At 72.4% G+C, this 20,260-nt stretch carries 18 protein-coding genes; 4 read left to right on the top strand and 14 right to left on the bottom strand.

Features of this window, described 5'->3' with window-relative positions; all coding sequences use genetic code 11:
• Positions 1-46: 46 nt before the first annotated feature.
• The 3 genes from ACIBK1_RS34225 to ACIBK1_RS34235 all read left to right on the top strand — a co-directional run bounded on the left by ACIBK1_RS34225 (position 47) and on the right by ACIBK1_RS34235 (position 2,542).
• Positions 47-1,501 carry an MFS transporter gene (locus ACIBK1_RS34225; protein ID WP_051761907.1) on the top strand — a complete coding sequence of 485 codons (1,455 nt, stop codon included), beginning with the start codon at positions 47-49 and terminating at the stop codon, positions 1,499-1,501.
• A 121-nt stretch (positions 1,502-1,622) separates the two neighbouring features.
• Positions 1,623-2,102, top strand: a complete 480-nt coding sequence (locus tag ACIBK1_RS34230) for a DoxX family protein (RefSeq protein WP_051761908.1) — start codon at positions 1,623-1,625, stop codon at positions 2,100-2,102.
• A gap of 80 nt (positions 2,103-2,182) precedes the next feature.
• Positions 2,183-2,542: a carboxymuconolactone decarboxylase family protein gene (locus ACIBK1_RS34235; RefSeq protein WP_030509143.1), complete on the top strand. Its 360-nt coding sequence runs from the start codon at positions 2,183-2,185 to the stop codon at positions 2,540-2,542.
• A 4-nt stretch (positions 2,543-2,546) separates the two neighbouring features.
• On the opposite strand, the gene ACIBK1_RS34240 is transcribed toward ACIBK1_RS34235, so the two are convergent.
• The 9 genes from ACIBK1_RS34240 to ACIBK1_RS34280 all read right to left on the bottom strand — a co-directional run bounded on the left by ACIBK1_RS34240 (position 2,547) and on the right by ACIBK1_RS34280 (position 12,838).
• Complete coding sequence (locus ACIBK1_RS34240; RefSeq protein WP_030509144.1) at positions 2,547-4,289, bottom strand: YfjP family GTPase; 1,743 nt, start codon at positions 4,287-4,289, stop codon at positions 2,547-2,549.
• A complete protein-coding gene (locus ACIBK1_RS34245) occupies positions 4,286-6,013 on the bottom strand; it encodes an ABC transporter (RefSeq protein WP_030509145.1) in 1,728 nt (575 codons plus the stop codon). The genes ACIBK1_RS34240 and ACIBK1_RS34245 overlap by 4 nt, the downstream gene beginning before the upstream one ends.
• Positions 6,014-6,090: 77 nt before the next feature.
• Entirely contained in the window at positions 6,091-6,627 is a 537-nt protein-coding gene (locus ACIBK1_RS34250) for a hypothetical protein (protein ID WP_051761909.1), read from the bottom strand.
• 11 nt (positions 6,628-6,638) lie between these two features.
• Entirely contained in the window at positions 6,639-8,270 is a 1,632-nt protein-coding gene (locus ACIBK1_RS34255; RefSeq protein ID WP_231513962.1) for a sensor histidine kinase, read from the bottom strand.
• Positions 8,254-8,940 carry a response regulator transcription factor gene (locus ACIBK1_RS34260; protein ID WP_030509148.1) on the bottom strand — a complete coding sequence of 229 codons (687 nt, stop codon included), beginning with the start codon at positions 8,938-8,940 and terminating at the stop codon, positions 8,254-8,256. The genes ACIBK1_RS34255 and ACIBK1_RS34260 overlap by 17 nt, the downstream gene beginning before the upstream one ends.
• On the bottom strand, positions 8,937-9,566 hold the full coding sequence (locus ACIBK1_RS34265; protein ID WP_396739860.1) for a hypothetical protein: 630 nt from the start codon (positions 9,564-9,566) through the stop codon (positions 8,937-8,939). The genes ACIBK1_RS34260 and ACIBK1_RS34265 overlap by 4 nt, the downstream gene beginning before the upstream one ends.
• A gap of 28 nt (positions 9,567-9,594) precedes the next feature.
• Entirely contained in the window at positions 9,595-10,878 is a 1,284-nt protein-coding gene (locus tag ACIBK1_RS34270; protein WP_030509150.1) for an ABC transporter permease, read from the bottom strand.
• Positions 10,875-11,609 (bottom strand): ABC transporter ATP-binding protein, encoded by a 735-nt coding sequence (locus tag ACIBK1_RS34275; protein WP_396739862.1) that lies wholly within the window; start codon positions 11,607-11,609, stop codon positions 10,875-10,877. Before ACIBK1_RS34275 ends, ACIBK1_RS34270 begins: the two co-directional genes overlap by 4 nt.
• 62 nt (positions 11,610-11,671) lie before the next feature.
• Entirely contained in the window at positions 11,672-12,838 is a 1,167-nt protein-coding gene (locus ACIBK1_RS34280) for an efflux RND transporter periplasmic adaptor subunit (protein ID WP_396739864.1), read from the bottom strand.
• A 145-nt stretch (positions 12,839-12,983) separates the two neighbouring features.
• On the opposite strand from ACIBK1_RS34280, the gene ACIBK1_RS34285 reads away from it, so the two are divergent.
• The gene (locus ACIBK1_RS34285; RefSeq protein WP_396739866.1) at positions 12,984-14,843 is read left to right on the top strand and encodes an efflux RND transporter periplasmic adaptor subunit; all 1,860 of its coding nucleotides are present in this window, start codon (positions 12,984-12,986) and stop codon (positions 14,841-14,843) included.
• 25 nt (positions 14,844-14,868) lie between these two features.
• Here the strand turns inward: ACIBK1_RS34285 and ACIBK1_RS34290 are convergent, their stop codons facing one another.
• The 5 genes from ACIBK1_RS34290 to lhgO form a co-directional block, all read right to left on the bottom strand.
• Positions 14,869-15,450, bottom strand: coding sequence for a hypothetical protein (locus ACIBK1_RS34290; protein ID WP_396739868.1), 582 nt, complete (start codon positions 15,448-15,450; stop codon positions 14,869-14,871).
• Positions 15,447-16,544, bottom strand: a complete 1,098-nt coding sequence (locus tag ACIBK1_RS34295) for a helix-turn-helix domain-containing protein (protein WP_036407295.1) — start codon at positions 16,542-16,544, stop codon at positions 15,447-15,449. The genes ACIBK1_RS34290 and ACIBK1_RS34295 overlap by 4 nt, the downstream gene beginning before the upstream one ends.
• A 305-nt stretch (positions 16,545-16,849) precedes the next feature.
• Complete coding sequence (locus ACIBK1_RS34300) at positions 16,850-18,244, bottom strand: sensor histidine kinase (RefSeq protein ID WP_030509156.1); 1,395 nt, start codon at positions 18,242-18,244, stop codon at positions 16,850-16,852.
• Positions 18,245-18,247: 3 nt separating this feature from the next.
• Positions 18,248-18,970 carry a response regulator transcription factor gene (locus tag ACIBK1_RS34305; RefSeq protein WP_030509157.1) on the bottom strand — a complete coding sequence of 241 codons (723 nt, stop codon included), beginning with the start codon at positions 18,968-18,970 and terminating at the stop codon, positions 18,248-18,250.
• An 18-nt stretch (positions 18,971-18,988) separates the two neighbouring features.
• A complete protein-coding gene (gene lhgO / locus ACIBK1_RS34310) occupies positions 18,989-20,173 on the bottom strand; it encodes an L-2-hydroxyglutarate oxidase (protein ID WP_076439447.1) in 1,185 nt (394 codons plus the stop codon).
• Between the last annotated feature and the right edge of the window lie 87 nt (positions 20,174-20,260).

Genomic DNA, 20,260 nt, shown 5'->3' on the forward strand with positions numbered 1-20,260 from the left:
GGTGAGCGGTTCCCCGCTGCTTCGCCGAGACGAGGTGCGCGCACCGGTGCCTGACCGGGTCAGCAGCGAGGTCCCCGCAGGTGGGACGCCCGGCAGGCAGGGGCAGCAGGTCGCCGACCCCCGCCGCTGGAAGGCGCTGACCGTCTGCCTGATCGCCGGTTTCGTCACCTGGCTGGACATCAGCATCGTCAACGTGGCGCTGCCCTCCATCCGCATCGCACTGAACGCCCCGCCGAGCGACCTGCAGTGGGTGGTGTCGGGATACGCGTTCGCCTTCGGGCTGCTGCTGGTGCCCGCCGGGCGATTCGGTGACACGCACGGCCGGCGCAACGTGTTCCTCTTCGGCGCGGCCCTGTTCACCCTGGCCAGCGCCGCAGCGGGAGCCGCCCCCGAATCGAGTTGGCTGATCGTGGCACGGGTCGCCCAGGGGGCGGCAGCCGGAGTGATCGCTCCGCAGGTCACCGGTCTGATCCAGCAGCTTTTCCAGGACGCGGAGCGCGGCCGGGCGTTCGGCCTGCTGGGTGCCACGATGAGCATCTCGACCGCGGTCGGCCCGCTGCTCGGCGGCCTGCTTATCCGGTTCAGCGGTGAGCGGGAGGGGTGGCGCCACGTCCTGCACGTCAGCATCCCCATCAGCCTCATCGCCATGATCTTGGCGTACCTGTACATCCCCGGGCGGCCGGCTGGGAAGCGGCGGCGGCGGGAAAGCATGGACCCTGTGGGAGTGCTGCTCCTGGCCGCCGGCGTCCTGCTGCTGATCCTTCCGCTCGTGGAGGGGCGCGCATGGCCGGGACCGAGCAAGTGGCTGCTGATACTGGCCGGGGCCGTCGTGCTCACCGGCTTCGTGGGCTGGGAGCGCTGGTACGGGAAGCGCCACGACCCGATAGTCGATCTCTCTTTGTTCCGCCGAGGCTCGTATGCCCTCGGAACCCTGCTCGCGCTGCTCTACTTCGGCGGATTCACCGCGATCTTCTTCATCATCACCCAGTATCTGCAGGAGGGCCTGCACTACTCCGCGCTGCGAGCGGGCTGGGTGAGCGCGGCGTTCGCGCTGGGATCGGCACTCAGCGCCGCGTTCGGCGGCCGGGTCGTCGTCCGGTTCGGCCGCCCGCTGGTCGTGTTCGGGCTGGTGCTGGTCACCCTCGGATTGGCCGCCACCGAACCCGCCATGCGGCTGGTTTCCGGCCAGAACGCGGCCTGGGCGGTCGCGGCGCCATTGTTCGTCGCCGGGGTGGGTAACGGGCTGATCGTCTCGCCCAACCAGACGCTGACCTTGTCGGCTGTGCCTGTCGCCGAGGCAGGGGTTGCCGCCGGCATGTTGCAGATGGGACAGCGCATCGGCGCCTCCATCGGTATCGCGGCGGTGGGCTCGGCTCACGGCATCTATGCGGCGTCGTTCCAGCAAGCACTGCTGGTCAACATCGTGTTCGTGCTGGCCGCCCTGGCCGCCGGGGTCGCCGACGTGTTCGTCGAGCGCCGCGCCGACCGGCAGCCCGGATGAAGCATTCGGGCAGGACGGCCCGTGGATAACCGGACGGACCATTGACCGGACAGGGCTTGTCCGCCTGTCCAACCGGACCATAGCGTCGTGAATATGTCGCCTCGTCGCTCGGTAGGCCGCCATGGACGCGCGTGCGGGTAGCCCCACGTCGAACGAACAGCCGGCGCTGATCGAGAGGGCACGGCGGATCTCGCTGCTGCTCGCCCGCATCGGCCTGGGCACCGTCTTCATCGCGAACGGGTGGGAGAAGTTCGCGATGTCCGGCATCGGCGGCACGGCGGCATTCTTCAAATCTCAGGGCGTGCCCTTCCCGTGGGTGTCGGCCCTGGGGATCGCGACCTTGGAGCTGGCCGGAGGCATCGCACTGGTGCTCGGGCTGCTGCTGCCGGTGGTCGGCACGCTGCTCACGCTCGACATGCTGGGAGCGATCGTCTTCGTTCACGGCAGCAAGGGCTTCTTCATCGCCGACGACGGCGTCGAGTTCGTCCTGGGTCTCGCGGCGGCCAGCCTCGCCATCGCCTTCAGCGGAGGAGGCGCCCTCGCCGCCGACAACCTGTGGCAGGGGCGCAGGGCGAAGGTCATGGAACACACGTCCCGATGACGCCCGTACGACGTGCCGAGGCTTGACGACGCTCGGGCTCACCGGCACCACCGCACGCCTACGGAAAGGAAGGCGACGTCGTGACCGAGCCCGTCTACCACAGGACCACGCCTGAGATCGCGAAGTGGCGCAGGCAACTCGCCCCGGACATTCACGAGGCGTTCGACGACTTCGGCCGTGCCGTGTTCGCCGACGGTGCGCTGCCGGAGAAGACGAAGCAGCTGATCGCGGTGGCGGTCGCGCACGTCACGCAGTGCCCGTACTGCATAGACGGGCACACCCGTCTGGCCCGTCGCAAGGGGGCCAGTCCGGAGGAGATCATGGAGGCGATCTGGGTGGCCGCGGAGATGCGCGCCGGCGGCGCCTACGCGCACTCCACCCTTGCCCTGCACGCGATGAGCGAAGCCGCGCCGGACAAGGGTGACTCCTCCGCCCGCTGAAGGGTCAGGAGGTGGCACGGGCGATGCGATCGGCGAAACGGGCGTAACGCGCCAGCTCGTCGCGTGTCGGTGCGACGATCAGCTCCCCGGCGACCTGTGCGATGCCGGCGCGCAACGCCTTGGCGGCTCTGCGGGCCCTGCGCCGCCCTCCGGCCCAGGCGAACACCCGGCACAGCGCGGCGATCACCACCCCCGCCAGCGCGCCGCCCAGCAGGAGCACCGTCGGCCACGGCGCGCGGCCGACCGTGGGGGTGGGAAGCCCGGGCAGCATGAGATAGTCCAGCGCGAAGCGCACGAGAAGCCAGAGCGCGCCGGCGACCATCGCGGCGACGGTCAGCCACTGCGCCGTCCCCGCCACACGCCACCACCGAGGGGCACCGGAGACACGGCCCGAAGTCGCCGCCGCGACCGTGCGGTCCAGGGCGTCCGTCAGCTCCTCCGACCGCGACCGCGCCGCGTGCCGTACGGCCGTCGCCCACGGCTCGGGCACCGTGGCCGAGGCGGCGGCCCCGACGTCGCGCAGGGCGGTGTCCACGGCCGAGACCTCCACGGCGGTGGCCGCGGGCAGCGAGGAACGGGCGCCCTTGGCCAGGTGGAGACGGCGCAGCGGGTCGGGCCGCAGCCTGCGCAGCCAGCGCGTCACCGGCCAGCCCGTCGCGGCGATCGAGCGGTGCCGATGCGACTTCGCGACCGCCTCGACCACGGCGGGCACCCCCGCCGCCCGGGCCAGCGCCCGCGTCAGCGCCCTGCTCACGGCGACCTCCGGCACCGCGACCTGTCCCGGCGCGGGCGGCGTGCCGGCCGCCTCCGGCTCCCGCGCGGCCGGCAGGGCGCCCGGAGGCTGCGCGTCCAGCGAGAGGGCGTCCGGGAGCTGCGCGTGCGGGGGCTGCGCGTGCGGGGGCTGCGCGTGTGGGGGCTGCGTGTCCGGGGAGAGGGCGTCCGGAGGCCGGGCGCCGGCCCATAGCGCGGCGGCGGCCGAGGCCACGTCGGCGGCGAGCCGGGACGACCAGGCGCGGCGGCGGGAGACCTGCCGGTCGAGCAGCGCCCGCAGCTCGGGGACGCCCTCGCCGGTGCGGGCGGAGACGCCGAGCACCGGCACCCCCTCGAGCCCGTCGGCCGCGAGCAGGCCGCGCAGGTCGTCGAGGCAGCGCTTGACCGACCGCTCCGGCAGCCGGTCGACCTGGTTGAGCACGACGACCATGACGTCGCGATGCCGGGCGAGCGGGCGCAGGTAGCGCTCGTGCACGGCCGCGTCGGCGTACTTCTGCGGGTCGAGGACCCAGACCAGCAGGTCGACCGCGGCGACCAGGCGGTCGACCTCCCTGCGGTGGGACAGCTCGATGGAGTCGTGGTCGGGCAGGTCGAGCAGGATCAGCCCCGACGCGTCGCCCTCGACCGTGTGACGCAGCGGGACGTCGAGCCAGTCGAGCAGCGGTCCCGAGCCGCCGGCGCCCCACAGGGCCGCCTGCGCCTTGGCCGTCGTCGGCCGGGTCACCCCCACCGTCGCCAGCTCGGTTCCCGAAAGGGTGTTGAACAGCGACGACTTGCCGCTCCCCGTCGCCCCGGCGAGGGCGACCGCGGTGTGCTCGACCGACAGGCCGCGCCGTACGCCGGCCCGGGCGACCACGGCGCGCGCGTGGTCCACGGCCTCCTGGCCGAGCCGGCCCTCCGCCAGGTCGCCGGCCTCCGCGAGCGCCTCCAGCCGGTCGTCCAGCGACACCTCCGTCTTCCTGCCCAGGAGCTTCACAGGAGGCCCCTCTCCTGCACGGCCTTGGCGGCCTCCCGCAGCCGGGCCGCCGTCTCCGGGGCCGGGCCCAGCCCCTCCACGAGGGAGATGAAGCGGGCGCGTTCCTCGTCGAGCAGCGCGCGGACGCGCCGCCGCAGGTCCTCGCGGGCCTCCTGGGTCAGCGTGCGCACGGCCTGGTCGCCGAAGACGGCTTCGAGCAGCTTCTGGCTGAGCACGCCGGTGCCACCGGCGATGCCCAGCTCGATGCCGGTGATCCCGCCGGTCGTGGAGAACACCGCCAGCATGATCAGCACGCCGAGGCTGTTCACGCCGAACGACGCCGCCCGGGCGAGCGTGCGCCGGTCGGCGCCCTCGGAGCGGACGAGGTCGAGCACGTGCCCCTGCCAGGCGCGTACGGCCGTGCCGGCCCGGCCGGGCAGGTCGGCGGACGCGCGGCCGAGCCGCCCGGAGACGGCGACGCCCGACTTCTCCAGCAGGTCGCGCCCGGCGGGAAGGGCCAGCCACGCCTCCACGGCCCGCTCCGCGGCGGCGTCGGCGGTGGCGCGGATCAGCGACTCCACCCCGCTTTCCAGCGCGATCCGCAGCTCCCTGTCCGGCGCGGGACGGCCCCGGAACGCGGCGACGAGGCGGTCGCGCAGCCAGCCGATGCGGGACTCCAGGGCCCGCATGAGGTCGCCGGTGCCGACGAAGTCCTGCCAGCGGGCCAGCACCTCGCCGCGCAGCAGCCTGCCGTCGCGCATCCCCTCGTCGAACGCCGACATCGCCACGTCGTACGCCCTGCCCGCGATGTCGCGCAGCTCGGCGATCCCCGCCCGCTGGCGCTCCACCCGGTCGGCCAAGTCGGGCACCCGGGTGCCGAGGCTGTCCAGTGCGCCGGTCAGGGTCCGCCGTACGACCTCGGCCCGCGCCTTGGCGTCCACGGTCAGATCGGCGAGCCAGGTCGCGATCGGCTGCACGACGTGGGCGGGCAGCCGGGCGCGCTCCGACGGCAGCTCCAGCTCGGGGACGGCGAACAGCGGTGTGCCGCCCAGGCCGTTCTCGTGCAGGAGCCGGGTCAGGTCGGCGGCCACGGGCTCGCGTGCCTCGGCCGGGACCCGCTGGAGGATCACCGCGAGCGCCGTGCTCCGCTCCCGGGCCAGGCGCAGAAAGCTCCACGGCACCTCGTCGGCGTACCGCGCGGCGGTCGTGACGAACAGCCAGAGGTCGGCCGCGGCGAGCAGCTGCGCGGCCAGTTCGCGGTTGGCCGTCACGACCGAGTCGATGTCGGGGGCGTCGAGCAGCGCCAGCCCTGGAGGCAGCGCGTCCACGGGGGCGATCCGCAGGGTGCCCGGCTCGCCGCGTCCCGCGCAGGCCGCCCCGCCCGTCACCCTGGCCAGCCCGGGCAGGACGGTGGCCGAGGTGAACCAGGCGACGTCGGCGGGGCTGCACACCAGGGTCGGCGCGAGCGTGGTGGGACGCAGCACCCCGGGCTCGGTCACGATCACACCGGCCAGCGAGTTGACCAGGGTGGACTTGCCCGCCCCCGTGGAGCCGCCGACCACGGCGAGCAGCGGCGCGTCGATGGCCGACAGGCGGGGCAGCAGGTAGTCGTCGAGCTGCCCGCGCAACTCTCCCAGGACGCGCCGGTCGGCCGCGGCGTCCCCGATTGCCAGGGGGAACAGGTCCTGATCGAGGTGACGCCGCAGGCTCTCCAGGGCGGCCCGCAGCCTGTCGTTCCCCGCCATACTTGCGACCTTCCCTGTGGAAGGCCGCCGAATCAACCGCTCCGGCTAGCTCCGGGTGGCTCCGGCCGATCTCGGGGTCAGCCGGTGGGCGCGGCTGTGGGCGTCGGGAGCAGCACCTTGCACTTGTCGTACGCCTTGGCCACCTTGGGGTCCGCCGTGGCCAGGCCGCGTACGCGCCCGTCGGCGGGCAGTTCGGCGCCGTTGTCCTTCATGCAGGTGCGGAACGCCTGCATGGCCTGGGGGTCGGCGCCGCGCCGGCCGCCGAACCCGCCCCGGCCGCCTTGCGGCATCAGGGAACGGCACGCCTCGAACGCCTTGCTCATGGCGGGGTCCATCGACCGGAACCCGCCGAATCCGCCGCTGGGCCGCCCGCTCGGCCAGGCGCTGGGCCTGCCGCTCGGCCGTCCGTCCGGCCCCCGGGAAGGACGCCCGGTGGGCAGCGTGACGCCGTTCTTGCGCAGGCACTCGGTGAACGCGGCCCGGGGGTCGGCGCTCGAACCACCGCCGGCGGCGGCCTGCGTGGTGGTCGTGGCGGCGGTGTCGTCACCGCCGCCGCAGCCGGTCACCGTGAGCGCCAGGGCCGCCGCGGCGACGGCGATGGACAGGTATCGCAAGGGGGATCACCCTAGCCTTTCGTCGGAGCCTCTTGTCGAGGGGTCTGTCTTCGAGGAGGGCACGCGGGGAGGCGGACGCGGAACACCGCGCCGCGGCCGGGCTCGCTGTCGGCCGTGATGGTGCCGCCGTGGGCATGCACGAGAGCGGCGGCGATGGACAGCCCGAGCCCCGTGCCGCCGGAGTGCGACCGGCTACGTGAGGGATCGGCGCGGTAGAACCTCTCGAAGACGCGCTCGGCGTCGCCGGGGCCCAGGCCGGGCCCGTCGTCGGCCACCTCGATCAGGACCTGCGATCCGGACACGATCCCCACACCGACGCGGAACGCGGTGCCCGCGGGGGTGTGCCTCAGGGCGTTGCCGACGAGGTTGCCGACGACCTGGCGCAGCCGCGCCTCGTCTCCGAGCACCCGCACCGGTTCGTCCGAGTCGTCCAGCCGCAGCAGGTCGATCTCCCGGTCCGGCGCGAGGGTCTGCGCGTCGAGCACCGCCCCCGCCGCGAGGCTGAGCACGTCGACCGGGCGGCGTTCGAGGGGGCGCTGCTGGTCGAGCCGGGCGAGCAGCAGCAGGTCGTCCACCAGCAGGCCCATGCGTACGGCCTGGTCCTCGATGCGGCGCAGCAGCAGGACGGGGTCCTGCGAATTCTGCTGCCGGTACAGCTCGGCGAAGCCGCGGATCGAGGTGAGCGGGGTGCGCAGTTCGTGGGAGGCGTCGGCCATGAACCGGCGCATCCGCTCCTGCGACGCCTCCCGCTCCCGGAAGGCCGTCTCGATCTGGGCGAGCATGCCGTTGATCGACCGGCCGAGACGGCCCATCTCCGTGCGCCGGTGCCGGAGCGGGACGCGCCGCGACAGGTCGCCCGCCGCGATCGCCTCCGCCGTCCGTTCGATCTCCCCCAGCGGGCGCAGGCTTCGCCGTACGAGCCAGTAGCAGGCGACCCCGAGCGCGACGAGCACCGCCAGGCCGACCCCGAGGACGATCACCGCCAACCGGGAGACCGTGCCGTCGATGTCGGCCAGGCTGATGGCCGCGACGCGGAAGCGGGTGCCGTCCTCCTCGCGTACGGCGATCGCCCGCCACAGCGCTCCCGAAGGGTCCTCGACCGTGAACAGCCACTGCCTGCGGTCCTGCCGGGGGGTGGGCAGCGCGGGCAGCGGGTCGGCGTTCGGCGGCTCCTGGACGGTGCGGACGACGGTGCCGTCCCGGTCGAGCAGGACGATGTAGAACGAGCCGAACTGCCGCGGCGGCCGGAACGCGTTGCCCATGACCTGGGGCGGAGGCAGTTCCGTCGGGCGCCGGCCGACGGCCGTGAGCTGCGCGTCGACCCGGTCCACCAGGTAGCCCCGCAGGAGCTGTACGGCGAAGCCGCCGGTGAGCGCGATCGCGAGAGTCACGAGCAGCAGCGTCCCCGCCACGAGCCGCAGCCACAGCGGGGTCCTCGCGGCCCGCCGCCGCAGCTCGCGGATGCTCAGCAGGCGCAGCACCTCGGCCACGCGCGGCAGCCGGGGCCACCGGCGGGCGCGCCCGGACTCACCGGCCTCCGCACTGTCCGCCGCTCCGGCTTTCGCGCCGGCCTCCGCACCGGCCTCCGCGCCGGCGTCGCCGGCCGGCCTACGGGCGTGGAGCAGGTCACTGACGCGGCGCACGGAGGACATAGCCCACGCCGCGGAGCGTGTGGATCAGTTTGGGCTCGGCGGTGTCGATCTTGCGCCGGAGATAGGAGACGTACGACTCGACCACGTTGTGGTCGCCGCCGAAGTCGTAGTGCCAGACGTGGTCGAGGATCTGCGCCTTCGACACCACCCGGCCCTGGTTGACCATGAAGTAGTGCAGCAGCTTGAACTCGGTGGGCGACAGCCGTACGGGGGCGCCCTCCCGCCAGACCTGGTGGGATTCCTCGTCGAGCTCCAGATCGCCGACGCGCAGCCGGGCGGGGGCGGCGTCGCCGCGTGTGCGCCGCAGCACGGCCCGGATCCGCGCGAGCAACTCCTCCAGGCTGAACGGCTTGGTGACGTAGTCGTCGCCGCAGCCGAGCCCGATGATCTTGTCCTCGTTCGCGTCTCTGGCGGTGAGGAACAGCACAGGGATCCGCCGCCCGGAGGCGTGGAGCCGGTCGGAGACGGCGAAGCCGTCCAGATCGGGCAGCATGACGTCGAGCACGATCAGGTCGGGGCGCACCTTGCCGGCGATCTGGACCGCGTCGCGGCCGGAGGACGCGGTGATCACCTCGAACCCGGCGTAGCGCAGGCTCGCCGACAGCAACTCCCTGATGTCGGGCTCGTCGTCGACGACCAGCAGACGGCCTTCCCCGATCACGACCCCGCCCTCCGGCCCATGGCCGCGCCCTCGGTGACGGACGTCGCCGCCACCTGGCCCTCCGCGTCGGCGGTCCCCGCGGCGGTGACGAAGCTGCCCGGCTTGAGGTCGGAGACCTTCCCCGAGCGGGTGACCCGCACCTTGGTGCCGCCCGAGGTCGTCACCGTGACCACGCCGCCGTTCACGGTCTGAACGTAGATCTTGTCGCCGTCGACCAGCTTGACCGTGCCGAAGGTCATGCCACCGGGCCCCGCTCCTGCCCCTGTGCCTGCCCCTGTGCCCGCTCCGCCACCGGCACGCCCGGCGCCACCGCCCGCGAAGCCTCCGGCCCCGCCCGCGCCCCGGGCGTACCCGCCGCCCGGTCCGCCGCCTCCCGCGGCCTGACCGGCGCCCGCGTACGCACCGGCGCCGGCCGCGCGGGACGGGAACCGGCCCGCCGTGGAGCCGCCCAGGAGCTTCTGCACCTGGATGCCGAGGAGCAGCCCGGCCACGAGCAGGACGCCTCCGGCCAGGGCCAGCGTCAGCTTCGACCCGCCCGCCCGGGCGGGACGCGCCCCCAGCACCTCCTGGAGGTCGTCGTCGTACGGCGAGGTCTCCAGAAGCTCCTCGGTGTCGCTCCTGCTCACATCCATCTCCCTTCCATGGGTCCGGCCATCACTCGAAGCGGAGGGCTTCGATCGGCCGCAGCCCGGCGGCACGGTTGGCGGGATAACTGCCGAAGAACAGGCCGATCGCGACCGAGACGCCGAGCGCCAGCACGATCGACGTGGGGACGATCACCGGCTGCACGCCCGCGATGGTGAACTGGGCGCCGACCACGGCGATCAGCACGCCCAGCAGGCCGCCGACGAGGCTGAGCATCGTCGCCTCGGCGAGGAACTGGCCGAGGATCGCGCCCTTGGGCGCGCCGATCGCCTTGCGGATGCCGATCTCCCTGGTCCGCTCGGTGACCGTGACGAGCATGATGTTGGTGATGCCGATGCCGCCGACGAGCAGGCTGATCGCGGCCACCGCGCCGAGCAGGACCGTGAACGTCCCGGTCGCCGCGCTGACCGTCTCCTGCAGGGTCGCCTGGTTGAGGATGCGATAGTCGGCGCTCGCCGAGCCGGTGATGCCGTGCCGCTGGTTGAGCACCTCGGTGACCTCGGTCTGCGCGGCGTCCACCGCCTCGGCGCTCTTGGCCTGGACGAGGATCTGTCCCAGCGGCCCGAATCCGGTCAGGCTCTGCTGCACGGCGGGCAGCGGGGCGATCGCCACGTCGTCGGCGTCCTGGAATCCGGACGAACCGGCCTCCTTGAGCACTCCCACGACGGTGAACGGCACGCCCGACACGGTGATCTGCTTGCCGAGGGGATCGACCGTGCCGAACAGGTCGTCGGCCACCGTCTGCCCGATCACCACGACCTTGCGCGCGGCGAGCACGTCGTCGTTGTAGAAGTACGCGCCCTTGGCCACCGGCTTGTTGGACGCCTCGAAGTAGCTCGGGTAGGCGCCCACGAGCTGGCTGATCGCGTGGCTCGCCCCCTCGTACGTCGCGGTCTGGGACTGGGCCGTCACGACGGGCGTGACGCTCTTGACCGAGGGGGCGTTCACCGGGTCGGCCAGCGCACGCGCGTCCTCGACGGTCAGGTTCTTCGCCTGGGTGCGCGGGCCGCTGTTCTGCCGTCCGGCCTGGCCGCCGCCTCCCCCGCCGAAGGCGCGGGCGAACCCGCCGCCGGGGCCGCCCCCGCCACCCGAGGTGGAGGGCGTGATGGTCAGCGAGTTGGCCCCGAGCCTCTGGATGTTCTGCTGGATCTGCCGGGAGGACCCCTCGCCGATGGCGACCAGCAGGATCACCGCGGCGACGCCGATCAGGATGCCGAGCATGGTGAGCGCGCTGCGCATCTTGTTGGCGGACAGGCCGCGCAGGGCGAACCTCAGCACCTCCACCGCGTTCACGAGGCCACCCCCGCGAGCCGCGGAGGCAGCCCGCCGACCGGCGTGGTGCGCACGTCCTCCACGATCCGGCCGTCCATGAGGCGGACGACCCGTTTGGCGTGCGCGGCGACCTCCTCCTCGTGCGTGATGACGACCAGGGTCCGGCCGCTCGCACTGAGGCGGTCGAAGATGTTCATGACGTCCTCGCTGGACTTGCTGTCGAGAGCGCCCGTGGGCTCGTCGGCCAGCAGCAGGGTCGGCGCGGTGACGAGCGCGCGGGCCACCGCCACCCGCTGCTGCTGGCCTCCGGACAGCTCGTTGGGCTGGTGGTGGACGCGGTCGGCGAGCCCGACCCGGTCGAGCGCGGCCAGCGCCCTGCGGCGCCGCTCCGCGGCCTTGACCCCGCCGTACGCCAGGGGAAGCTCGACGTTGGTGAGCGCGCTCATCCGGGGGATGAGGTTGAAGGACTGGAAGACGAAGCCGAGTTTGCGGTTGCGGACGATCGCGAGCCGCCGTTCGTCGAGCCCGCCGACGTCGGTGCCGTCGAGGTGGTAGGTCCCGCCGGACGGGACGTCGAGGCAGCCGATGATGTTCATCAGCGTGGACTTGCCGGAGCCGGAAGCGCCCATGATCGCCACGTAGTCGCCGCGCTCCACCCTGAGCGACACGCCGCGCAGCGCGCGCACCGCGGTCTCGCCCTCGCCGTACACCTTGGTGACGTGGTCCAGATCGAGCACAGGGGGGTCGAACACAGGGAGGCCATGAGCAGCGGGGCCGGGAACAGCGCGGCCGGGCACCGGCGGCGGGCCGGCCCTCATCGGCTGCCTCCGCGGCCGCCGCCACCACCGCCACCGCCGCCGCCGAAGCCGCGGCCGAACCCGCCTCCGCCGCCGGGGAACTGGATGCCGCCGCCTTCGCCGGTCGTCGACGCCTGTGGCCGCACCACCTGGTCGCCCTCCTGGAGTCCCGACTTGATCTCGGTGGTGGTGTCGCCCTTCAGGCCGACCTCCACCCGCTTCACGACCTGCCTGCCGTTCTCCAGCACGGTCACCGTGGTCTGGCCGCCCGCCGTCGTGACCGCCGAGGAGGCCACCGTGAGCACGTCGTCGGCCTTGCCCACGGCCACCTGGGCCGTGGCCGTCTGCCCGAGCCGTACGGTGGACGGCACGTCGGTCAGCGAGATCGTCACGGCGTACTGGACGACGTTGTTGTTCGTCTGCGGCTGCGGGTCGACCACCGTCACCTTGCCGGCGGCGGTGACCCCGGGGAGAGCGTCGAAGGACACGGTCGCCGCCTGGCCGACCTTGATCCTGCCGACGTCGGCCTCGGTGAAGTTCCCCACGATCCGCAGGTGGGCGGGGTCGGCGATCTCGATGAAGCCGCTGGACTTGCCGGTGCCGCCGGAGGCCGCGGAGCCGCTCTGCGACTGCCCCTGGCCGCCCTGGGAGGACCCGCCGGATCCGCCGGACGCGCCCGAGGAGCCGCCCACGGCTCCGTTGACCGCCGTAACGACCGCGGCGAAGGGCGCCTTGATCACCGTGCCCGCCAGCGCCCGCTTGGCCGATCGGTAGGCGTTCCTCGCGTTGATGTACTGCGAGTAGCCCGAGGCGGTCGAGGTGTCCGCCTCCTCGGCGGCGTCCAGGCTCGCCTGGGCCGCCTCCAGGCTCTCCCTGGCGGCCGTGTCGTCGATGCGCGCGAGCACCTGACCCTTCTTGACCTTGTCGCCGCTCTCGACCAGGACGGACTCGACGGTGCCGTTCGCGGCGAAATCGAGGGCGCGCGTCCTGGCGCTCTCGACGGAACCGGAGGCCGATACCGAGGCGAGCACGGTCCCGCGGGTCACCCGGGTCGTCAGCGGCGCGGCGCCGTCCCGGGAGGAGTCGCCTCCCACGGACGCCCAGGCCGCCGCGATCCCGCCGAGCAGCAGTACCACCAGGACACCGTTGATGATCAGTGTCCTGCGCTTCGTCGACAGCTTCACGACGTCGAACCATGGCAAACCCCGCTTCGGGCAACCTAGGCCGATGCTGAGGGTTTGCTGACAGTCCTCGTCAGGACCCGCATTTACAGACAACTCTCAGGTACGGCCAAGCCACCGGTCACGTGACGTCAGCAGGATGTCCGCCATGAGACCGAGCACTCCCCTCAGCGTCGGAGGGCTCGCGCTGGCGGGGATCGTCATCGCGAGCGTCGCCGTGATCTCCGCCACCGGCGGCGACACCTCCGTGGCCGACCGGATAGCGCTCGCCTCGGTCAAGCGGGGCACGGTCGAGTCGTACGTCTCGGCCGCCGGCAACACGATCGACACCGGAGTGCGCGATCTCGCGTTCGGAGCGGAGGGCACGGTCGAGAAGGTCTACGTCAAGGTGGGCCAGAAGGTCCGCCGCGGCAAGGTCCTCGCCCGGATCGACGACACCATCGCCACGGAGAACTACGAGGCCGCGAAGGCCGCCCTCGCCGCCGCCAAAGAGACCCTCGACGACGTCCAGAACGGCACCGCCGCCGGGAGCGGAGCCGCGGCCCCGAGCGCGGGTGGCTCCGGAGCCCGCACCTCAGGCGGGTCAGGCGGCTCAGGCGCGGGCGCGTCCACCGGCGGCGGGGCCCGGAACCCCGGCGGCGCGACGGGCGCGGGGGCGGGAAACGCGAATGGGGCCAGGGGCGGCTCCGGAGCGGGGAACGCCGGTGGAACCGGCTCGGGCCACGCGGGCGGCTCAGGCGGCGGAACCGGCTCGGGCCACGTGGGCGGGATTGGCGGCGGCGGCCCTGTCTCGTGCCCGACCCCCTCCGTCCGGCCTTCCGGACAGGGGTCCACGCGCCCCTCCTCGCAGCCCTCGTCGCGGCCTTCCCCGACCGCCCGGCCTTCGAATTGGCCGGCGGACGCCGCGGTGAACAAGGGTGCGAGCGCGGCGAGCATCGCGCTCGTGGCGTACCGGGGTGGTGCCCACAGCGGCCCCACGCCGCAGCCCAGTCCGGCCCCGACGGCCACGGCACGCCCGCACCCGCATCTACATCCGCATCCGTCCAAGACACACCGTCCGGCCCCCACGGACGGCGCGAGCGCGCCGAACCCCGAGGTGAGCGTCTCGATCCCGCCCTCGCCACCGGCGCCGCAGCCGTCCGCCACGCCGAGCCCCTCCTCCAGCGGTTCCTCCGCCTGCGCACCCGGCCAGGGCGGTCAGGGACAGAACCAGGGACAGAACTCGCAGGGACAGCCCGGGCAGGGGCAGGGCGGCGGCACGCAGGGACGTGCAGGGTTCGGCGGCGCGCAAGGACGTGCGGGCTTCGGTGGCCAGGCGGGTCAGGGCGCTCAGGGCCGCCAGGGGGGCGGCGCCCGGCTCACCGAGGCACAGGCCGAGGCACAGGTCAGCCAGGCGACGACCGAACTGGCCGAGGCCAAGGAGGCGCTCGACGGTGTGAGGATCAAGGCTCCGGCGGACGGCACGATCCTGTCCGTCGCGGGGACCGCCGGCTCCCGTTACACGTCGGGCACGTTCATCACCCTCGGCGACCTCGACGACCTGCAGGTGCAGGCGATGTTCACCGAGTCGGACATCCGCTTCCTCAAGGTCGGTCAGGCGGCCACCGTGACGCTGCCCGCACAACCGGGGCAGGAGTATCCGGGAACGGTCGCGCACATCGACCCGACCGCGACCACCAGCAACCGCCTGGTGCGTTACGGCGTGACGATCGTCCTGAACAAACGCCCCGCCCGGCTGCTGCTGGGCCAGAGCGCCACCGTGCGGGTGACGACCGGCGAGGCGGCCGGCGCGCTCTACGTTCCCTCCCAGGCCGTACGCGCCCAGGGCGACGGCACGGCCGTGGTCACGGTGGCCGACGGGGGGACCCAGTCCCGGCGGACGGTCCAGGTCGGCGTACGCGGCGACAGTTACGTGGAGATCACCGGCGGCCTCTCGGAAGGCGACCAGGTCGTGTTGCCCGGCGCCTCCACCGCCTTCCCCGACGAAGGCTTCCCCGCCGCCCGCTGAAAGTGAGGGTTCGAAGTGGCGCTGCCTAGAGTGTGGTCGTCTTCCACATCGGCACGCAGCGACATGAGCCGATATCGCGACGAACATAGGATCCCAAAGTGGAGCCGGAACACGGTAAACGCATTCCCGTAGCTCTCAGCGCATCCACGATGTTCCCGGCGGCCACCTCGTTGAGCTTGCCGTTGAAACATGCACGGGCCAGGAGCCAGATAGTGCCGTGGACCTCCAACCCGTGGGCCCTGCCTACCGCGACGGCTTCACGGTCGTCGGTGATGGCGACGCCCTGAAACAGGTCCGCCGCCGCGAACACACTGGCCTCCCCCCAGTCGCGTTCCGAACAGCCGATGCGCTGCGTCCATTTCGCGAAGCACCTGATCTCATCGATCGAATCGAGTCGCGCCAGGCCGAGCCAATCCGTGTCCAGCACCGTCCTCAGCAGGGGGTGCTCCTGCACCCCGGCGCGTAGTTCCTCCCTTACCACCTGAGTGGTCAGAGAGGTGTCGTCCGTCAGAAGGTCACGTAGCACGTCCAGGCGTTCCGCGCGGGCGAAGTGGTTGAGGCACATGGCATCGAACACGAAGACGCATGCCGACTCAGCGCTGCTCAAAGCTCGATATCCGCATCGTCTCGCAGCGGGAGGTCAGCCGGCACAATCTGGCCTCGCATGAGTTCGACGGCGCGGGACGCCGTGATGAGTGACCTCTTGTAGCACTCCACCACCGCATGGGCATAGCCGGGAGGCACCCGGACCGTTTCGAGATCGGGTTGTGGTGCCCAGCCGACCGCCTCCATCAGCTCCGCTCGCGTCGGATTCCTCCTGCGCATCTCTTTCGCGGCGCCACCGTCTACGGCTCCGGCCTCTACGGCCTGCCGGACCGTCAACGACCACGAGGTACGGAAACGCGCGGCGAGAATCACCAGGTCCTCTCGCCTCATCCTTTCGCCCGGACGACCGGTTGCGCGGAACGCCTCGACCGGGAGAAGAAGCTCCGCGGCGAAGGCGTCGATCATCGCCTCTCTGTCGTCGCGTGATAGGTGAACACCTATGTCCGTGGAGTACTCGTCGCCGAGAATGAGGTGCCCCAGCTCGTGGGCTGCAGTCGCGCGGCGGCGCCCAGGATCACCTCTCCTGCTCACGACCGCCACGGCAAGGTCGCCTTCGATCAGTGAAGCGCCCTCACCGGGCGCTTCGACCACCGCGACGAGTTGCCCCAGCCGCTCGCACACGCTCATGAGCGAGTCGATCGGCCCGGGTCCGAGGCCGAGGTGCTCCCTGACCCAGTGAGCCGCACGTCGAGCGCTCGGCCCGTCCTGAATCGCATCTGGATATCGCTCGGCTATCCGCGGGTGAAACATTCCCATGCCGATGAGCTGCCGAATATCGGCCAGCCAGGTGGTAAGAGCGACTTCCAGATGATAGGACTGCCGCGCCGCGTCGGTGAGGGTGTCGTCGGCCAGTTCGGTACGACGGGACACCACTTGCGGCGACGAGCTGAGGAAGTAGGTCAGAGGCACCTTGAACACCGAGGACAGCTTGGCGAGCTCAAGCGCGTCCACTCGACGCACTCCCCGTTCGATCTTGGCGATCATCGTCCGGTCGAGCCTCAGCGCCGCCGCCAACTGCTCCTGGGACATCTCCGCCGCCAAACGGCATTCGCGTACGCGCTCGCCAATATCCGCCCACTCCTCAGGCCCTCTCATGGTGCGATAATCGCACAGCGCCTCTCGTAAGGCGAGGTGACGAAGCTCATTCTAGGTAATCGTTATCTCAATTCACCTTTGTCCGCAGTGGCCGTTTCTCCAGGTCGCAGGCCTGCCTGACCAACTTCTGCAGGACCAGACGCCCTGGGCTTGAGGGCGAGGGGAAGGGGGCCGCGGAAGACGCCACCGGTAGGCGACGCCGTCGACCGTGATGAGCCGTGAACCCTTCCGGGGAATCGCCATGCGCACCTCCCGCCCCCCAAGCTCCACCGCCGAGGGCGCGTGCGTCAAACGGAAAACAGCGGTCAGGTGCGGGTTTCCGGGGCGAGGGGGAGGGTGACCCGGAAGGTGGCGCCGGCGCCGGGGGCCGTCTTCACGCCGACCTCGCCGCCGTGGGCCCGGACGAGGGACTCCACGATCGCGAGCCCGAGGCCGCTGCCGCCGGCCGGCCTCGTACGGGAGGGGTCGGCACGGTAGAACCGCTCGAAGACCCGGGCCGCCTGCTCGGGTGTGAGACCGGGCCCCTTGTCGGCCACCTCGATGAACGCCGCGCCGTCCAGGCTGCCGGCGCGCACGGTGATCGGCGTTCCCTCGGGCGTGTGGGTCGTGGCGTTGCTCATCAGGTTGCCCAGGACCTGCCTCAGCCGCACCTCGTCTCCCGAGACGATCAGCGCCACGTCCCCCTCGACCACCAGCGACACGTCGCGGTCGGGACAGAGGGTCCTGGCGTCGTGCACCGCGTCGGCCGCCAGGGCCAGCAGGTCCACGGGCTGCGTACGCAGCGGGCGCTGCTGGTCGAGCCGGGCGAGCAGCAGGAGGTCGTCCACCAGCAGGCCCATGCGGGCCGCCTCGCTCTCGATGCGCGACAGCAGGCGCGTGGCGTCGGCGTCCGGCACCTGCCGGTGGAACTCGGCGAAGCCCCTGATCGAGGTGAGCGGCGTACGCAGTTCGTGCGAGGCGTCGGCCACGAAGCGGCGCATGCGCGCCTCCGACTCCCTGGCCGCGGCCTCGGACGCCGCCCGGGCCTCGAACGCCGCCTCGATCTGGGCGAGCATGCCGTTCAGCGAACGGGCGAGCCGCCCGACTTCGGTGCGCGGGTCGCGGTCGGGGACCCGGCTGCCGAGGTTCCCCCGGGCGATGGCCTCCGCGGTCGCCTCGATTTCCGCCAGGGGCCGCAGGCTGCGCCGTACGATCACGACGCCGACGACGGCGAGCAGGACCATCAGGGCGCCGCCGACCAGCGCCTCGATGAGAGCGAGCCGGCCGGTGATCTGCCCGACCGAGGCCATGTCCACCGCGACGACGACCGTGCCGAAGCCCTCCACGGGCACCACCCGGGCCCGCCACTTTCCGTCACCCGACAGCGCCGGCACCGTCACGGGGGCGCGGGAGGTCACGGCGCCGGGCCCCGGCAGGGACTCCACGCTTACGCCCGCCTGCGCGAGCAACGTCCTGCCGGCGCCGTCGCGGATCTCGACCCGGCCCTCGGGCAGCACCCTGAGCTGCGGGAACGCCCCCGGGCCCCGGTCGAGCCGTCTTTCCGCCTCGTGTGCCAGCACGGCGACCTTCCAGTCGACCCGGGTGACCAGGTAGTCGCGCAGCACCGAGACGCTGCCCACGCCGATGACCGCGAGGGCGACCGCGACCAGCGCGAGCATGGCCGCGCTGAGCCGGATCCGCAGCGGCGTGCGCCCCGACACGGCTCAGGCGCCGCTGGGTGGTGTCCGCATGACGTAGCCGACGCCGCGCAGCGTGTGGATGAGCCGGGGGTGACGCCGGGAGTGGGCGTTGTCGAGCTTGCGGCGCAACACCGAGACGTACGACTCGACGATCCCGGCGTCGCCGCGGAAGTCGTAGTCCCACACGTGGTCGAGGATCTGGGCCTTGGACAGCACCCGGCCGGCGTTGCACATGAAATAACGCAGCAGCTTGAACTCCGTCGGCGACAGGGGTACGGCCCGGCCGCCGCGCCAGACCTCGTGGGACTCCTCGTCCAGTTCGATGTCGGCGAAGGTCAGCCGCGGCGGGGTGATCATCGGGTCTCCGGCGGTGCGGCGCAGCACGGCCCGGATCCGGGCGACGACCTCCTCGAGGCTGAACGGCTTGGTCACGTAGTCGTCGCCGCCGAGCGTCAGGCCCCGGATCTTGTCCTCGGTGGCGTCCCGCGCGGTGAGGAAGACCACAGGGGTGAGGGTTCCACCGCTGCGCAGCCTGCGCAGGATGTCGAACCCGTCCATGTCGGGCAGCATGACGTCGAGCACGATCAGGTCCGGCCGGTGCCGCTGAGCCGCGGCCACCGCTTCGCCGCCGTTGGATGCGGTGTGGACCTCGAATCCGGCATACCGCAGGCTGGCCGCGAGCAGCTCGAGGATGTTCGGCTCGTCCTCGACGATCAGCAGCCGGGCTTCGGGAGATTCAACGACCATGGCGGCAGCACTCTAGACCTAGAAAGTTAAGGGAACCGTTAAAGCGATGTGCCGCGCGATCGCCAGGCTGCTCGTCGCCGCAGGCGAGGGCGCGTTCCGCACCAGCACGATCCGCCCGCGGACGTCGATGACGAAGTCGTCGAGCAGCCTGCCGTCCCGCGCCACGGCCTGGGCCCGCACGCCGCCCTGGGCGCGTACGAGGTCGGCCGGGGCCAGCTCGGGCACATACCGCCGGGCGGCGGCCACGAAGGCCCGCTTGACCAGCGAGCCGTAGACCTCACGCAGGCCGGTGCGCCAGTGCTCGGCCGCCATGCGCCGGGCGCCCGGCCAGGCGACGATCCGCCGCAGGTCGCGCAGCGACGCCGACCGCCAGGAGTAGCCCTCCAGGGCGAGCGCGGGCACGGCGTTGGGCCCGACCAGCACCTCCCCGTCGATCCTGCGGGTCAGGTGAACGCCGAGGAAGGGGTAGCGGGGGTCGGGCACGGGATAGATGAGCCCTTTCACCAGGCCGCGTGCCGGGCCGGCGAGCCGGTAGTACTCACCGCGGAACGGGACGATCCGCACGTCGCCCCCGGCTCGCGCCAGGTCCGCCACGTGGTCGGTGCCGAGGCCGGCGCAGGAGACCAGCCGGTCGAAGGTGAGCCTCTCCGGCCCGGCCGCCACCGCCACGCCGTCGGTGGTCTGCCTGATCGCGCGCACGGGACGCGAGAGCCGTACGGACCCGCCGGCCTCGGCCAGGTCGGCGGCGAGGCGGCGCGCGACGGCGGAGAAGTCGGTGATCGCGGTGTGCGGTGAGTGGACGGCGGCGACCCCGACCGCGTGCGGCTCCACCTCCCGCAGGCCGATCGCGTCGAGCTCGGCGATGCCGGGCACGCCGTTCTCCCTGGCCCGCTCGGCGATGCGGCGCAGTCCGGGCAGTTCGGCCCGGGTGGAGGCCACGACGAGCTTGCCCGCCTCGTCGTACGGCAGGCCGTGCTCGGCGCAGTACTCGCGCAGCATGGCGGCGCCCTCCCGGCACAGGGTCGCCTTGAGCGAGCCGGGCTGGTAGTAGATCCCGGCGTGCACGACCCCGCTGTTGTGCCCGGTCTGGTGGGCGGCGATCCGGGACTCCTTCTCCAGGACGGTCACCTCGGCACCCGCCCGCGCCATCTGCCGGGCCACGGCCAGACCGAGGATCCCGGCGCCGACGATCCCGATCCTCATGTCCGCGTGGTTGTCGACAGCATGCCGGACATTGTCTCAGCCGGAGCCGCTCCACGGTGATCGAACCTGTGTTCGGTACGATGGCGG

This window comes from Microbispora rosea (assembly GCF_044460045.1).
GTDB classification, from domain to species: domain Bacteria; phylum Actinomycetota; class Actinomycetes; order Streptosporangiales; family Streptosporangiaceae; genus Microbispora; species Microbispora rosea.